The 14,955-nt window shown below is 72.4% G+C and carries 13 protein-coding genes; 5 read left to right on the forward strand and 8 right to left on the reverse strand.

The annotated features are described in order from the left end of the window. Window positions 1-19 precede the first annotated feature (19 nt). The 7 genes from AB0C28_RS37025 to AB0C28_RS37055 form a co-directional block, all read right to left on the reverse strand. The gene (locus AB0C28_RS37025) at window positions 20-1,096 is read right to left on the reverse strand and encodes an SPFH domain-containing protein (RefSeq protein WP_357853283.1); all 1,077 of its coding nucleotides are present in this window, start codon (window positions 1,094-1,096) and stop codon (window positions 20-22) included. Between the two features lie 3 nt (window positions 1,097-1,099). Continuing rightward, window positions 1,100-1,531 (reverse strand): NfeD family protein, encoded by a 432-nt coding sequence (locus AB0C28_RS37030; protein ID WP_357853281.1) that lies wholly within the window; start codon window positions 1,529-1,531, stop codon window positions 1,100-1,102. Window positions 1,532-1,605: 74 nt separating this feature from the next. Continuing rightward, window positions 1,606-2,685, reverse strand: coding sequence for an Ig-like domain-containing protein (locus AB0C28_RS37035; RefSeq protein WP_358080220.1), 1,080 nt, complete (start codon window positions 2,683-2,685; stop codon window positions 1,606-1,608). A gap of 166 nt (window positions 2,686-2,851) precedes the next feature. After that, window positions 2,852-3,955, reverse strand: a complete 1,104-nt coding sequence (gene fahA, locus AB0C28_RS37040; protein WP_357853275.1) for a fumarylacetoacetase — start codon at window positions 3,953-3,955, stop codon at window positions 2,852-2,854. Further along, entirely contained in the window at window positions 3,952-4,737 is a 786-nt protein-coding gene (locus AB0C28_RS37045; protein ID WP_357853272.1) for a hypothetical protein, read from the reverse strand. Before AB0C28_RS37045 ends, fahA begins: the two co-directional genes overlap by 4 nt. Continuing rightward, a complete protein-coding gene (locus AB0C28_RS37050; protein ID WP_357853270.1) occupies window positions 4,716-5,888 on the reverse strand; it encodes a homogentisate 1,2-dioxygenase domain-containing protein in 1,173 nt (390 codons plus the stop codon). Before AB0C28_RS37050 ends, AB0C28_RS37045 begins: the two co-directional genes overlap by 22 nt. Before the next feature lie 81 nt (window positions 5,889-5,969). Beyond that, on the reverse strand, window positions 5,970-6,599 hold the full coding sequence (locus tag AB0C28_RS37055) for a helix-turn-helix domain-containing protein (protein ID WP_357853267.1): 630 nt from the start codon (window positions 6,597-6,599) through the stop codon (window positions 5,970-5,972). A 131-nt stretch (window positions 6,600-6,730) separates the two neighbouring features. Between AB0C28_RS37055 and AB0C28_RS37060 the strand changes: the two genes are divergently transcribed. Together AB0C28_RS37060 and AB0C28_RS37065 are read left to right on the forward strand one after the other, a co-directional pair. Then, entirely contained in the window at window positions 6,731-7,288 is a 558-nt protein-coding gene (locus AB0C28_RS37060) for a hypothetical protein (RefSeq protein ID WP_357853264.1), read from the forward strand. 80 nt (window positions 7,289-7,368) lie between these two features. After that, window positions 7,369-7,866, forward strand: a complete 498-nt coding sequence (locus AB0C28_RS37065) for a hypothetical protein (protein WP_357853261.1) — start codon at window positions 7,369-7,371, stop codon at window positions 7,864-7,866. Here AB0C28_RS37065 and AB0C28_RS37070 read toward each other — a convergent pair. Next, window positions 7,848-9,104: an MFS transporter gene (locus AB0C28_RS37070; protein WP_357853258.1), complete on the reverse strand. Its 1,257-nt coding sequence runs from the start codon at window positions 9,102-9,104 to the stop codon at window positions 7,848-7,850. The genes AB0C28_RS37065 and AB0C28_RS37070 overlap by 19 nt on opposite strands. Window positions 9,105-9,291: 187 nt before the next feature. On the opposite strand from AB0C28_RS37070, the gene AB0C28_RS37075 reads away from it, so the two are divergent. The 3 genes from AB0C28_RS37075 to AB0C28_RS37085 are packed head-to-tail and all read left to right on the forward strand — an operon-like array spanning window position 9,292 to window position 14,874. Next, window positions 9,292-11,046 (forward strand): fatty acyl-AMP ligase, encoded by a 1,755-nt coding sequence (locus AB0C28_RS37075; RefSeq protein ID WP_358080221.1) that lies wholly within the window; start codon window positions 9,292-9,294, stop codon window positions 11,044-11,046. Continuing rightward, window positions 11,039-13,510, forward strand: coding sequence for an MMPL family transporter (locus AB0C28_RS37080; protein ID WP_358080222.1), 2,472 nt, complete (start codon window positions 11,039-11,041; stop codon window positions 13,508-13,510). The genes AB0C28_RS37075 and AB0C28_RS37080 overlap by 8 nt, the downstream gene beginning before the upstream one ends. After that, window positions 13,507-14,874 carry an MFS transporter gene (locus AB0C28_RS37085; protein WP_358080223.1) on the forward strand — a complete coding sequence of 456 codons (1,368 nt, stop codon included), beginning with the start codon at window positions 13,507-13,509 and terminating at the stop codon, window positions 14,872-14,874. The genes AB0C28_RS37080 and AB0C28_RS37085 overlap by 4 nt, the downstream gene beginning before the upstream one ends. Window positions 14,875-14,955: the final 81 nt, after the last annotated feature.

Here is a 14,955-nt window from a genome sequence, read left to right on the forward strand (position 1 = left end):
CCGGAAACAGCCAGAGATGTCAGCGCTCGGCCTCCGTCGGCTCCCGGTCCAGGCCGGGGAACGGCGACGGCTCCTCGTTCTTCTGCGTGAGCTGCCGCGGCCCGTTAGGGCTCTCCGCCTCCTGGGCGTCGGCGACCGCCTCGGCCGCCGCCTCGGAGGCCCTGGCCACCTCCTCGTCCGCCGCGGACGTCTCGGGCATCTCGTCCCGCGTGGCCGCCGAGCGCGGCAGCGCCTCGGTGAACGCCTTCGAGACGCCCTGCAGCGCGGAGGTGACCTCGCTGGGGATCACCCAGAACGTGTTGCCGTCGCCCTGCGCGAGCTGCGGCAGCACCTGGAGGTACTGGTAGGCGAGCAGCTTCGGGTCGGGATCGTTGCGGTGGACCGCCTGGAAGACCTGGTCGATGGCCCGTGACTGGCCCTCGGCCTCCAGGATGGCGGCCGTGCGCTGGCCCTCGGCGCGCAGGATGCGGCTCTGCTTGTCACCTTCGGCGGTGAGGATCTGCGACTGCCGCTGGCCTTCGGCGTTCAGGATGGCCGCGCGCTTGTCACGCTCGGCCCTCATCTGCTTCTCCATGGCGTCTTTGATGGTCTTCGGGGGGTCGATGGCCTTGATCTCGACGCGGTTGACGCGCAGCCCCCACTTGCCGGTGGCCTCGTCGAGGACGCCGCGCAGCTGGCTGTTGATGGTGTCGCGGGAGGTCAGCGTCTTCTCCAGGTCCATGGAGCCCACCACGTTGCGCAGCGTGGTGACGGTCAGCTGCTCGACACCGGTGATGTAGTTGGCGATCTCGTACGCCGCCGCCCGCGGGTCGGTGACCTGGAAGTAGAGGACGGTGTCGATCTCGACGACCAGGTTGTCCTCGGTGATGACCGGCTGGGGACGGAAGGAGACGACCTGCTCACGCAGATCCATCATGGAGTGGACACGGTCGATGTAGGGGATGACGAAGTTGAGGCCCGGCTTGAGCGTGCGGTGGTAGCGGCCGAGGCGCTCGACGTTGCGGGCACGGGCCTGCGGCACGATCCGTACGGCCTTCAGCAGGGTCATGACGGCGAAAAGTATGACGAACAGTCCGACCAGCAACAGCGGATCCATGGGTCACTCCCGGGGATATACGAGGGCGGTAGCGCCCTCGATCTCGATGACGTCGACGGTCGCCCCTGTGGGGATCACGAGGGTCTCGTCGTAGGCGCGCGCCGACCATTCCTCTCCCCCGATGCGCACGCGGCCGTCGCGGCCCGTCACTTCCGCCACGACGTAAGCGGGTTTGCCCACAAGTGCTTCAACGCCGAACCGCTGCAGCTGCGGCTGTTTGATGTGGCGCATCGCGATCGGCCGCAACACCAGCAGCCCGGCCGCCGAGGAGGCGGCGAAGAAGATCAGTTGCAGGGGGACGGGCAATCCGATGGCCGCGGTCGCGGCGGTCAGCAGGGCCGCGGCCCCCAGGAGGCCGAGCGAGGCCGTCAGCGTGAATATCTCGGCCACGCCCAGGACGACTGCGAGGATTACCCAGATGATCCATTCATCCATATCCGGCCCTCCTATAAGGGATAACGGGCCTGAGCTCGCCAGAGGTTCCCCCCTCCTCTACCGTAATGCCGTTTTCAACGCTTCGGCACCCCGCCGGCCGCGGGCCTTGTTTGCGTCAGCGCGCTGCCCAGCCGCCATTTCTCCCACGGCAGTTGCCAGAAACCCCATCCGTTGTTCCATTCGAGCGGCCGGTCGGTGCCGGTGATGATGACGGGGTCGCCGCGCACTGACGAGGCGTAGAACCAGGCCGCCTGGTCGGGCCGGGAATTGATGCAGCCGTGGCTGACGTTGGCCCGCCCCTGGGCCCACACGTTGTCCTTGGCGTGCACGTATTCGCCGCTGTTGGAAATGCGCACCGCGTGGTCGATCATCATGTCGTAATAGCCGGGGTCGCCTTTCTCCCGGCCGGGGGAGACCATGCGGACCGGGTTTCCCTTGTCCATGGTCAGGTGGACGCCGCTGGTCGTGGTGTATTCGTGGGTGGTGGCCATGCCGGCGCTGATGGCCATGCGCTGCACGATCTGCCCGTCGCGGGTGACGGTCATCTGGTGGGACTTCGCGTCGATCAGGCTGGTCTGCCGGCGTCCGACGGTGAAGGTGAAGGTGGAGTCGGCGGCGCCGAAGAGCCCGTCGCCCGCGCGCACGCCGGCCAGGTGGGCGCTGACCGTGACCCGCTGCCTGGGCGGCCAGAACCGCCGGGTGCGGTAGACCACCTGCGTGTCGCTGATCCACCGCCAGGCGCCTTCGACCGGCGTCGGCGTGGTGACCTCCAGCGCGCGCTCGACGGCCGCGCGGTCCTCGACGGGCGTGTCGAAGTCGATCACGATCGGCATGCCGGCGCCGACGGTCTCGCCCGGCAGCGGCGCGGTCGCGGCCACCTGGAACGTCCTGACGGCGGCGCGGGTGCGGACCCGGCCCATGGCCACGGTGGCGGGCGCCCCTTCGCGCCCGGCGGTGGCGGTGATCGTGTATTCGGTGGCGGGCCTGAGCGTCCAGTCGGTACGCCACGTCGTACGCGACTCGTCGAGCCGCCCCGGCACCGGCTCGCCACCCTGGTAGACCAGGACCTGGCTGAGCGTGCCGCCCTCGGCCCTGACGAGCAGGCCCCGGTCGGGCCGCGCGTGCTTGCTGCCGAACGGCGGCCACACCCGCACGACGGGAGGCGCCGACGGGGTCGCGGCCGTGACAGAGCTACAACCGCTGCAAACCAGGACGAAGGCGACACAGAACATCACGGCGCGGCGCATGTGACTCCTGCTTTCCGAGGGAAGGGGAGGTCCCAGGGTAGCGGTGAGTCATCCAGCAAGCACGTCGAGTCACCTATCCGACGGTTCCCGACACCTCGCCCAATGTCAGGTCACCGGCGGTGGCGCGGATGACGACCGTGTCGCCGTCCTCCAGGAAGGCGCGGGTCTCGCCGCCCGCCAGCTTCACCGGCTCGGTCCCGTTCCAGGTCAGCTCCATGAGCGAGCCGCGCTCGCCCGGCTCGGAGCCGGAGATCGTGCCGCTCGCGAACAGGTCTCCCGTACGCAGCGAGGCCCCGTTCACCGTCAGGTGGGCGAGCATCTGGTCCGGCGTCCAGTACATGGCCGCGTACGGGGGCCGCGCCACCACCTCCCCGTTGAGCAGCACCTCCACCGAGATGTCCAGCCCCCAGTCCGCCCGCCTGCGCAGGTAGGCGGCCGGCGCGGGGTCCTGGGCCGGGCCGGGAACGCGCGGCAGCGCCTCCAGCGGCGTGATCCACGGCGAGATCGAGGTGGCGAACGACTTGCCGAGGAACGGCCCCAGCGGCACGTACTCGAACGCCTGGATGTCGCGCGCGCTCCAGTCGTTGAGCAGCGTCACCCCGAACACGTGGTCCTCGAACGCCCCCGCAGGCGACCCCATGGCGGACGGCACGCCCACCACGAACCCCAGCTCGGCCTCGATGTCGAGCTTCTGACTCGGCCCGAAGGAGCCAGGCCCGAGCTGCCCGTGCGGGCGCCTGACCGGCGTGCCCGACACCACGACCGTGCCCGCCCTGCCGTGGTAGCCGACGGGCAGGTGGCGCCAGTTCGGCTGCAGCGGCTCCGAGCCGGGGCGCAGGATCCGGCCGATGTTGCTCGCGTGATCGAGCGAGCAGTAGAAGTCGACGTAGTCGGCCACCTCGAACGGCAGGTGCAGGCTCACCTGGTCGAGCGGGATCAGGTGCCGCTCGGTGATCGGCAGGTCGCCGGTGAGCTTGTTCCTGATCAGGGTCCTGGTGTCGTGCCAGGCCGCCCGGCCCCGCGCCATGAACGGGTTGAGCGAGGGCGCGGCGAAGACCTCGTCGTGCAGCGCGGGTGCCAGGTCGAGCACCCTGTCGCCGTAGCGCACGCCGACCCTGGGGCGCTGCCCTGGGCGGGAGAAGACGCCGTAGGGCAGGTTGTCCACTCCCCAGCTCATGAGTCCTCCTCGACCAGTCCGAGCGCGCGCAGGTCGTCCAGGGGTGCGGTGGTGTTGCACGAGCCGTAGCTCACCAGCAGCCGCCTGGCCCGCCCGGCCGTCTCCTCCCGGACGGACGCGCACAGCCGGACGAGGTTGCCGACGTCGGTGGTGCGCAGGACGGGCGCGGGATCGCGGCCCTCGACGGCCTCGCAGACGGCCAGCAGCAGGTTGAGGAAGCCGTGCCGGTCCACGCCGAGCGAGGGGTCGAAGTGGCGTACGGCGTGGTGCAGCCCGGCCGAGGCCTTGAACGGGACGCCGTTCTCGGCGCAGGACCTGATGAACTGCCCGAGGTGTTCCACCGGCGGGAACTCCTCGCCCGTCGCGCCGCCGCAGCGCACCTTCAGCCCGGCGCCCTCGGGCACCTCCATGGACGTCTTGCGCGCGGGCACCTCGGCCCAGAGCCGCACGCCGTCCGGCAGGTCCAGCCGCGCGGCCAGTTCCTCGACCGACATGTCGGGTGGCAGCTTCGTCTCGACGTAGTCCACGGGCAGGTCGCTGAAGTCGGGCAGCTCGTCCATGTCGCAGATCAGCCCGATGCGCCGCGGCCGGTAGTCCATGCCGCGCAGCCGGTCGAGCCGGCTGGCCGGGCAGAGGAAGCGATGCGTGAGCACGTGGTGGCCCTGCTCCAGGTCGCGCTGGTTGCGGGTCAGGGCCTCGTCCATGTGCAGGGACGTCGGCGGGAACAGGCCCGCGTCGTCCACCAGAGCGGCGAAGAGCGTCATGACCGCGCCCACGTCCACGCGTAGCCGGCGTCCTCGCAGGCCAGCGCGCTGCTGCCGAGGTCGAGCGGGCGGAACGTGTCGACCATGACGGCCACCTCGCTCGTCGTCGTGACGCCGCGCGCGACCGCCTCGATCACCGCCTCCACCGCCCCCGGCTGCGGCCCGTGCGTGAACCCGGCCGGATGCAGCGAGATCGAGCCGACGCCGATGCCGGAGCCCTGGCGGGCCGAGTAGTCGCCGCCCACGTAGAACATGAACTCGTCGGAGTCGACGTTGTGATGGTTGTACGGGATCGGAACGGCCTCCGGATGGTAGTCGAGCGGCCGGGGGCAGAAGGAGCACACCACGAACCCGGGCCCCTCGAACGTCTGGTGCACCGGCGGCGGCGCGTGCGTGCGCTTCACGATCGGTTCGAAGTCGTCGATGTTGAACGCGAACGGATAGAGGTAGCCGTCCCAGCCCACCACGTCGAACGGATGGTGACGGTAGACGAGCCTGGTCAGGCCGCCGCGCGTGCGGACCAGGACCGGCACCTCCTCGCCCTCGGCCGTGAACGGCTCGGCCGGCGCCCGCAGGTCGCGCTCGCAGTAGGGGGCGTGCTCCAGGAACTGCCCGTGCTGCGACAGGTAGCGCTTGGGCGGCCTGATGTGCCCGGCCGCCTCGATGGCCAGCACGTTGACGGTCCCGTCGGGCACCCACCGGTGGATGGTGCCGGTCGGGACGACGACGTAGTCGCCCTCACCGGCCTCGATCACGCCGTAGGTGGACTCGAAGCGCACCCGCCCGCGCTGGACGTAGACGCATTCGTCGCCCATGGAGTTGCGGTAGAGCTCGCTCGGCCGATCGCTCGTGGCGTACGACAACCGGACGTCGGCGTTGCCCGCCAGCGGCATGCGGCCGGAGACCAGGTCGCCGGCGCTGGAGAGCTCCTGGGTGCGGAAGTGGCGGGGGGAGAGCGGCAGGTTGGGCTCCAGGCGGGTCTCCCCGGCAGGGGTCACCGCTTCGGCCTTGACGATCGCCGTGGGCAGGTGCCGGTGGTAGAGCAGCGAGGAGTCGGAGGAGAAGCCCTCCTCGCCCATCAGCTCCTCGGCGTAGAGACCGCCGTCCGGCCGTCTGAACTGCACGTGCCGCTTGCGCGGCACCTCTCCCACGACCCGGTAGTACGGCATCCGGCCCCTCCACATCTGTCCGGTTATCGGACGGAAGTGTCCTCTATATGTGAGCCACCGTCCGCCATCCGCCAGGAGATGTCAACCCAGCACGGCGGCCAGCTCGGCGGCGGCGGCCACCACCGCCGGGCCTGTGGACTCCTCCAGCGGCCCGAACGTCACCACCCCCACCGACGCCTCCAGCCACGGCAGCCCGGTGACCGGCGCGGCGACGCCACGCGCACCCTCCTGCAACTGCCCCTCCGTGGCGAAGTAATCGTGCCTGCCCTCGCGCAGGGCCAGGATCGCCCGCCCCGCCGCGCCTCTGGCCAGCGGATGGCGCGAGCCCTCCCGGTAGGCCACGTGCATGTCGGTCCACGACGGCTCCACCACCGCCACGGCCAGCCCGTCGTCGCCCTCGGCCACGGTCAGGTGCGCGGTCGCCCCCACCCGCTCGGCCAGCCGCCGCAGCGTCGGCACCGCCGCCGCCCGCAGCAGCGGCTGCACGGCCTGGGCCAGTGCCAGCACGCCGAAACCGAGGTGCACCCGGCCCTCGGCGTCCCTGCGTACGAAGCCGGCGGCGAGCAGCGTCGTCAGCAGCCGGTACACGACGGGCCGGCTCAGCGACAGCTCGGCGCTCAGCTCCGTCGGTGTGCGGCCGCCCTTGCCGTCGGCGAGCAGGCGGAGCAGGCGGAGCCCGCGTTCGAGGGTCTGAGCGGATTCGGCGGCCATGCGACCGATTATGGAGTGACGCCGCGCGGTTAGGGGGGTACGTATGGGCGTAGAACCGCCGGGGGGTGACGATGCGGCATTGGTGGGTACTCCTGCTGGCCGGAGTGGCAATATGTGCCTTTTCTCCGGCCATGTCGTCCATCACCACGCCCATGGCGTACCAGACGCCGCTCGCGCGGGCCGAGCGCAGCCTGGTCGAGGACACCTTCTACTTCACCCAGGGCATCGAGGTGCGGCAGCAGTTGCTGCCGATCGCCAAGGGCATCACCTTCCGCGCCGGCTACCTCGCGGTCGGGGTCAGGGTCGATGCCGGCGGCCGCCTCTCCGGCAGGCCGCAGCGTCCAGGCACGTTCGTCGCGCCGGTCCAGCTCTGCTCGGGCCGGTCGTGCCAGGCGCAGGAGCTGACGCTCGTGGTGCTGGCCAACGAGCCGTGGGAGCCGCGCGAGCTGACCTTCCCCGGCAAGGTGGGCACGCCGCTCGGCGGCGAGATCGGCATCGACGGCGGGCCGTCCGGCGTGGTGCCCACCTTCACGGTGACCGACGTCGAGAAGGTGCCGGGCGGCGTGAGCATCGGCCCCGACGGCCACGTGGGCGGCGTCCCGGTGGCGGCGGGCATCAGCGAGGTGCCGGTACGGATCTGCGTGGCGGGCAACTGCGCGGGCGTCGTCGTCCGCCTCATCATCGTGTGACCGCCGGTAGTGCCTGCCCCACCTGAACCGGGGGGACGGCGGGCATGATCCGGACCAGGTCCCCGGCGGAGACTTGTCCCATGAAGCACCCCATGACCACCGTCACCGAAGCCCCCGCAACCGACACTGCGCCCGAGACCAAGACCGCGCCGCCACCTGTCGTGTACGCCGCCGCCATACTCTGGCTCTCGGCGGTCGCGTTCGGCGCGTTCGAGGCCGCGCTGATGATCGGCGGGCGGCTGTACGAGGGCGCGGCGGTGGCGGAGCTGCTGCCGGAGGCCGGGTTCCGGCTGGCCGTGTTCGCCGGGGCGATCTTCCTGGCGCTGCGGCTGAAGGCGGGGGCGAACTGGGCCCGCTGGGCCCTGGCTGGCACGCTCGGCGTGTTCGGCACGCTCTCGCTGGTGATCGAGCCCGTGCAGTGGCTGCTGGACGGCGGCTCTATCGCCGCGGCTGTGGCTGGGGCCGACGCGATGGGCTGGATCTTCGCGACGAGCAGGATCCTGCACGTCCTGGCCGTGCTGGGGGCGCTGACCCTGATGTTCCAGCCCAGGGCCGGCGCCTACTTCAGGTCGGCCTGAGCGGGTGCTCCTGGCTGGGGCGCGCGCAGGTTCCGCACCCCAGGGGAGAGCAGCGCGGCCAGCGTGGACACCACGACGATGACGGCGCAGCCGAGCAGCGCCTCCTCGGTGCCGAACAGCGTCGCGGCCGGCCCGGCCAGCAGCAGCCCGATCGGGCCGAACATCATCGAGCCCAGCACGTCGTACGAGCTGACCCGCGACAGCGCCTCCGCCGGGATCTCCCGCTGCATCGTGGTCTGCCACAGCACGCCGAACACGTCGAAGCAGACACCGAGCACGAACGCCCCGCCGACGATCGCCCAGAGCGGCGCGTCCACCCCGAGCAGCACGTACGGGATCGCGGCCGGCAGGCAGAGCAGCACCGCCACCAGGATCGGCCGGCGCGGCCGCACCCGCAGCGACACCAGCACGCCGACGATCGTGCCGACGGCCTCGCCGGTCAGGAACGCCGACCAGGCCGCGGGGCCGCCCAGGCTCTCCTTCGCCATCAGCGGCCCGAGCACGCCGTGCCCGGCCTGGATGGCCATGACCATCACCGAGAACTGCGCGACCACCACCCAGATCCACTGCCGCGAGCTGAACTCGCGCCAGCCGTCACGCAGGTCGGCCAGCACGGAGTGGGACTCGGCGCGGGGCTGCTCGCCCGGCTGGAGCCGCAGCAGCGCGATCAGCACGCCCGCCACCGCGAACAACGCGCCGCTGATCATCAGCGCCCAGCCGCCGCCGAACAGCACCACCGTGGCGCCGCCCAGCACCGCGCCGGCCACCCGTGAGGCGTTCGCGCCCAGGCCGAGCAGCGCGTTGCCGGTCTGCAGCCGGTCGCGCGGGACGACCTCGGGGATGATCCCGGTCAGCGCGGGGAACGTGACCGCCGTGGCCACACCCGTGATCGCCGCCGCCGTGGCCAGCGCGGGCAGCGGGGTCCAGCCGGTGAGCAGCATCACGGCCAGCGCGAAGAAGCCCGCCGCCATGATGAACTCGCCGGCCGTCATCACCCGCTGGCGCGGCAGCCGGTCCGCGATCACACCGCCGACCAGCATGAACGCGATCATCGGCACCGCCTCGGCGGTGAGCACCACGGACAGGGTCGAGGCGGTGGCTCCGGGCAGGTCGAGGATGCCGAAGGCGAGCGCCACCGGGGCGAAGGCCGACCCGAGTACGGAGATCGTCCGCGCCGTCAGCAGCAGGGCGAACCGCCGGTCCCGGAGCAGTCCGAGATCGCCGATAATGTCATGCATCTGCGCAAACCCCCTGAAAGTGGCCAAACTCCGCCATCTTGCCGCATAGTCCGGCCCTTTGTCGTGCGCATATTTATTGTCACCCGGGCAACAAGACCGATCGCGGAATGTGCGCGGGGTTTCGCAAGAATCGAACCTGCATCTCCCGTAATTTGCTAGGTCCCTGCTGACGGCGAGGGGACCAGGCATGCGCGAGATGCTGATCGCTCAGGTGGCCCGGTGGGCCCGCGAGATCCCGCAGGCGCCCGCGTACACGTTCATCGACCACCTGGGACAGGAGGGCCGGCGCGAGACGCTCGGCTGGGGTCGGGTGGACCTGCGGGCGAGGGCGCTGGCGGTGCGCCTGCGTGAGCTGGCCGGGCCGGGCGACCGGGCGGCCGTGCTCGCGCCGCAGGGGCTGGACTACGTGGTCGCGATGCTGGGCACGATGTACGCCAGGCTCGTCGCGGTGCCGCTGTTCGCCCCCGGGCTGCCGGGGCACGCCGAACGGCTGGCCGGGGCGTACGCCGACGCCGATCCCGCCGTCGTGCTGACCACCACGGCCGCGCTGCGCGCCGTCACCGGCTTCCTGGCCACCGCCCAGACGCCCAAGCACGTGCTCGCCGTGGACACCGTCTCCGACCTGCTGGCCGACGAGTGGGACCAGGAGCCGCCCGGCCCCGACGATCTCGCCTACCTGCAGTACACCTCGGGCTCCACCCGCGCGCCGACCGGCGTCGAGATCACCCACGCCAACCTCACCGCCAACGCCGCCCAGCTCTGGGAGGTCTTCCGGGCCGAGCCCAGGACCTCGGTGGCGGCGCTGTGGCTGCCGCTCTTCCACGACATGGGGCTGGTCGCCACGGTCGCGATGCCGATGGTGGGCGGCAACCGGGCGGTGTTCATGGACCCGGTGGCGTTCGTCATGCGGCCGGTGCGCTGGCTGCGGCTGCTGTCGGAGTTCGGCGACGTGTTCACCGGCGGGCCCAACTTCGCCTACGAGTACACCGCCGCCCGCGTCACAGCCCGGGAGAAGGAAGGGCTGGACCTGTCCGGGGTGCGGGTCATGCTGAACGGGGCCGAGCCGGTGCGGCCCGGCGCGATCGAGGCGTTCGACGCCGCGTTCGGCGGCTGCGGGCTGCGGCCGGAGGCGCACACGCCCGCCTACGGGCTGGCCGAGGCGACCGTCTTCGTCACCGCGACCGGGCGGGACGAGCGGCCGGTCGTGACCGCCTTCGACCGCGACGCCCTACGGCACGGACACGCGAAGCCCCTGGCCGAGCGGGGTGCCGGCAGCCCGCTCGTCTCCTGTGGACGGCCGCACGGCCAGCAGGTGCGCGTGGTCGGCCCCGACCGGCGGGAACGTTCTGCCGGGGAGGTGGGCGAGGTCTGGGTGCAGGGCCCGAACGTGGCCCGCGCCTACTGGCGCGACCCCGGCCGCAGCGCGGAGGTGTTCGGCGCGGTGCTGGAGGGCGCGGACGGCACCTGGCTGCGCACCGGCGACCTCGGCGTGCTGCACGACGGCCGGCTCTACCTCACCGGCCGGGTCAAGGACCTGATCATCGTGGACGGGCGCAACCACTACCCGCAGGACATCGAGGCGACCACGCAGGAGGCGCACCCGGCGGTGCGCCGCGACCGGGTGGCCGCCTTCGCCCTGCCCGCCGAGGACCTGGGAGAGACCGCCGAGCGGCTGGTGGCGGGCGAGGGGCCGCTGCAGGCGGACGGGTGGCACGCGCCGGCGGGTGAGCGGCTCGTGGTGGTGGCCGAGCGGTCGCGGCACGCGCCGGCCGCCGACCCCGTGGAGGTGGCGCGGGCCGTACGTGCCGCCGTCCAGGAGCAGCACGGGCTGGCCGTGCACGACTTCGTGCTGACCGGGCCCGGCGGAGTGCCGCGGACGTCCAGCGGGAAGATCGCCCGCCGGTCGTGCCTGCGGGCCTACCTGGAGGGCGCGCTTGTTTGAGTCGGCGGGCCACTTCGTCTACCGGGGCCGCTGGACGCTGCTCGCGCTCACCCTGGCGCTGACCGTGCTCGTCGTGCCGCTGGGGCTGGAGCTGTTCGGGCGGATGGCGGACGGCGGGTTCGAGGACCCGCGCGCCGACTCCACCACCTCCGCCCGCTGGAACGACGACTGGTACGGCGGCCACGCCCCCGACGTGGTGGTCCTCTACCGGCACCCCACCGTCAAGGTGCGCGACCCCCGGTACAAGCGGGCGGTGCACGACTCGCTGCGGGCGCTGCCCGGCCGGCACGTGCGCGCGATGGTCACGTACTGGACGAGCCGGTCGAAGAAGATGGTCTCCGAGGACGGGCACGCCACGTACGCGGTGATCACCCTCAGAGGAGACGAGCAGCGCGCCTACGCCGCCGTCGCCGCCCGGCTCAGGGACGTCGACAACCTGCGCGTCTCCGTCGGCGGCGCGGTGCCGCTGCTGAAGGAGCTCAACGACCAGACCGCCGCCGACCTCGCCCGCGCCGAGGCCATCTCCATGCCGGTGCTGCTGGTGCTGCTCGTGGTCGTGTTCGGCAGCCTGGTGGCGGCCGGGCTGCCGCTGGTCGTGGGGCTGCTCGCGGTGCTCGGCGCCCTGGTGCTGCTCCGGCTGCTCACCGAGGTCACCGAGGTCTCCGTCTTCTCGCTGAACGTCGTCACCATGCTCGGGCTCGGCCTGGCCGTCGACTACTCGCTGTTCGTGCTCAAGGCGTTCAGGGAGGCCGTCGCGGACGGCGCGAGCACCGAGCAGGCCGTCGTGCGCACGATGGCCACGGCCGGGCGCACCGTCGCGTTCTCCGGGCTGACGGTGGCCACGGCGCTGCTCGGGCTGCTGGTGTTCCCGCAGATGTTCCTGCGTTCGATCGGGCTCGGGGCGGCGGCCGTGGTGCTGGTCGCCATGGCGGCGGCGCTGGTCGTGCTGCCGGCCCTGCTGGGCGTGCTCGGGCCACGGGTGAACGCGCTGCGCCTGACCCCCGACCTCGGCAGGCGCGAGGGCGGGCTGTGGCACGCCGTGGCGTCGAGCGTGTTGCGGCGGCCGGTGGTCTACCTGGTGGCGGTGAGCGTCGTGCTGGTCGCGCTGGCGCTGCCGTTCCTGCACGTCAGGTTCGGGAACGTGGACCATCGCGTGCTGCCCGCCGGCTCCGAGGGACGCCGGGTCGCCGAGACCCTCGACCGGGACTTCGCCAGGAACGCGATGGCGCCGATCGACGTGCACGTCCTGGTCGAACGCTCCTTCACCGGCGAGCCCGCCCTGCCGGGGCCGCTCGGGCAGGGGCACACGCCGATCAGCGCCGTCACGCCGGTCAGCCCCGTGGACGCGCGGCCCCTCGCCGCCCGGCTGAAGCGGCTGCCGCACGTCACGGCGGTCGAGGTGGCCGGGATGTCGCAGGCGAACGGCGCGGTGCGGCTGGCCGTACGGCACGACCTGGATCCCATGTCGGAGGAGGCCAGGGCCCTCGTCCGGACGATCAGGGCCTTGTCGCCTGAGCCGAACACCCGGCGGGTGGTGGTCGGCGGCGCCACGGCGGCGCAACTCGACCTCCAGGACAGCCTGCTGGCCCGGCTGCCGTGGATGGCGCTGGTGGTCGGGTCGGTCACGATGGTGCTGCTGTTCGCCGCGTTCGGGTCGCTGGTGCTGCCGGTCAAGGCGCTGCTGATGAACGTGCTGTCCATCGGGGCCTCGTTCGGGGTGATCGTGTGGGCCTTCCAGGACGGGAACCTGGCCTCGGCGCTCGGGTTCACCGCCACCGGGTCCATCGAGGCGACCGTGACCGTGCTCATCCTGGCCGTGGTGTTCGGGCTGTCGATGGACTACGAGCTGTTCCTGCTGTCCCGGGTGCGGGCCGAGTGGCTGCGTACCGGGGACAACACGGCGGCCGTGGCGGCCGGGCTGCAGCAGACCGGCGGCGTCATCACCAGCGCGGCGCTGCTGCTGCTCGTCGTGATCGGGGCCTTCTCCACCGCCGGGATCACGATCGTGAAGCTGCTCGGGGTGGGCATGTTCGTGGCCATCGTGGTGGACGCCACCCTGGTCAGGGCGCTGCTCGTGCCCGCGTCGATGCGGCTGCTCGGCGGGGCGAACTGGTGGTTGCCGCGGTCGTGGCGCCGCTTCCACCGGCGGGTCGAGCTCCGCGAGCCCACCCCGCCACCCGCACTCCCGAAACCCGCGCGCCCACCCGTGCGTCGGCCCGCACGTCCGCCGGCCCCGCCCGCGATCGAGTCCGCGCCCGCGTCCCGGCCCGCGCGTCCGCCGACTGTGCCGTCGGCCGGGGTGACGGTGAACGGGCGGCCGGCCGTGTTCGGGGCGGACACCGATCCCGTGCCGCTGCCCGCCGAGCCCGACCGTCCCGGATGGGTGCGGATCAGGGCGAGCCCGGCACGCGTGGTACGGGCCGATCCGCACGGCGGATGGACGTGGGCGGAGGTCGACGAGTGAGCCTGACCGCGACCCTGGCCCAGCGGCGCGCCTGGCCGCTGTTCCTCGTCACCGGCCTGGCCGGGTTCATGACCACGCTGGACAACACGGTCGTCACCGTCGCGCTCCCCAGCATTCAGCGCGACCTCGGCGCCCGCCTGAGCGCCCTGGAATGGGTGGCCACCGGCTACATCCTCACCTTCGCCGGCCTCATGCTCGCCGGCGGCCGGCTGGCCGACGTGCACGGGCACCGGCGGGTGCTGCTGGCGGGGCTGGGCGTCTTCACGGCCGCCTCGCTCGGGGCGGGGCTGGCCGGATCCGTGCCGGTCCTGGTCGCCGCCCGCCTGGTCCAGGGGGCGGGGGCCGCGCTGATCCTGCCCGCGACGCTGGCCGTACTGGCCGGGCGGGAGGAGCGGGAGCGGTCGATGGGGGTGGCCGTCTGGATGGCCTCGGGAGCGGCGGCGCTGGCGCTCGGGCCGGTCGCCGGCGGCTATCTCAGCCAGCACGCGCACTGGAGCTGGGTGTTCCTGGTCAACGTGCCGATGGGCGTGGCGATTATGGGGCTGGCCGCGATAGCTGTTCCCGCCGGTGGTCCCGCCGCTACTGCGAGTCGTGCGGGCGGGCGGGATCTGGATCTGCCTGGGGTGGCGGCGTCGGTGGCGTTCCTGGCGGCGGGGACGTTCGCGCTGACCCACGGCGGTGAGTACGGGTGGTCGTCGCCGGTCGTGGTGGCGGCGCTGGTCGTGTGCGCGATCGGGGGGATCGCGTTCGTGCTCGCCGAGCGGCGGGCCCGCGCGCCGATGGTGGATCAGGGCCTGTTCAAGGTGCGCAGTTTCGCGGGCGGGGTGGTCGCGCAGGTGCTCTGGGGGCTCGGCGTGAACGGCGTCTTCTTCTACACGGCGATCTTCCTGCAAGGGGTGCTCGGGTTCACCCCGACGGCGTCGGGGCTGGCGTTCGTGCCGCTGGCGCTGCTGGTGGTGCTGGTCACGCCGCTGGCGCCGGCGGTGGAGCGGCGGCTGGGCGCCGGACGGACGGTGGCCGCCGGGCTGGTGCTGGTGGCCGGGGGGATGGCTTTGGCGGCGATGCTGGAGGCGGGGGACGGGTGGGGGCGGCTGCTGCCCGCCGTGTGCGCGATCGGGGTGGGGTCGGCGCTGACCATGCCGCTGGGGTCGGCGGTGCTGGGGGCCGTGCCGGAGTCGAGGGCGGGCGTGGCCGGCGGCATCTTCTCGGTGAGTCGTGAAATTTCGGGGCTTTTCGGGATCGCTGTGGTCGGCCTCGTCGTGCACGCCGCCGGCGACTTCGCCCTCGGCTACGCGACCGGTCTCCTGGTCGCCGCCGCCCTGGTCCTGACCGGCGCCCTGGTCAGCCTGGCGACCATCCCGTGAGCCGGAGCGCCGGCCGGCCTGGCCGGGGGACTGGCGAGGAATGGGCGGGACCAGGGTGAGGTGGGCCGGGCGTGGCGGGGG

Source organism: Nonomuraea sp. NPDC048892 (assembly GCF_040649735.1).
Taxonomy (GTDB): Bacteria; Actinomycetota; Actinomycetes; order Streptosporangiales; family Streptosporangiaceae; genus Nonomuraea; species Nonomuraea maheshkhaliensis.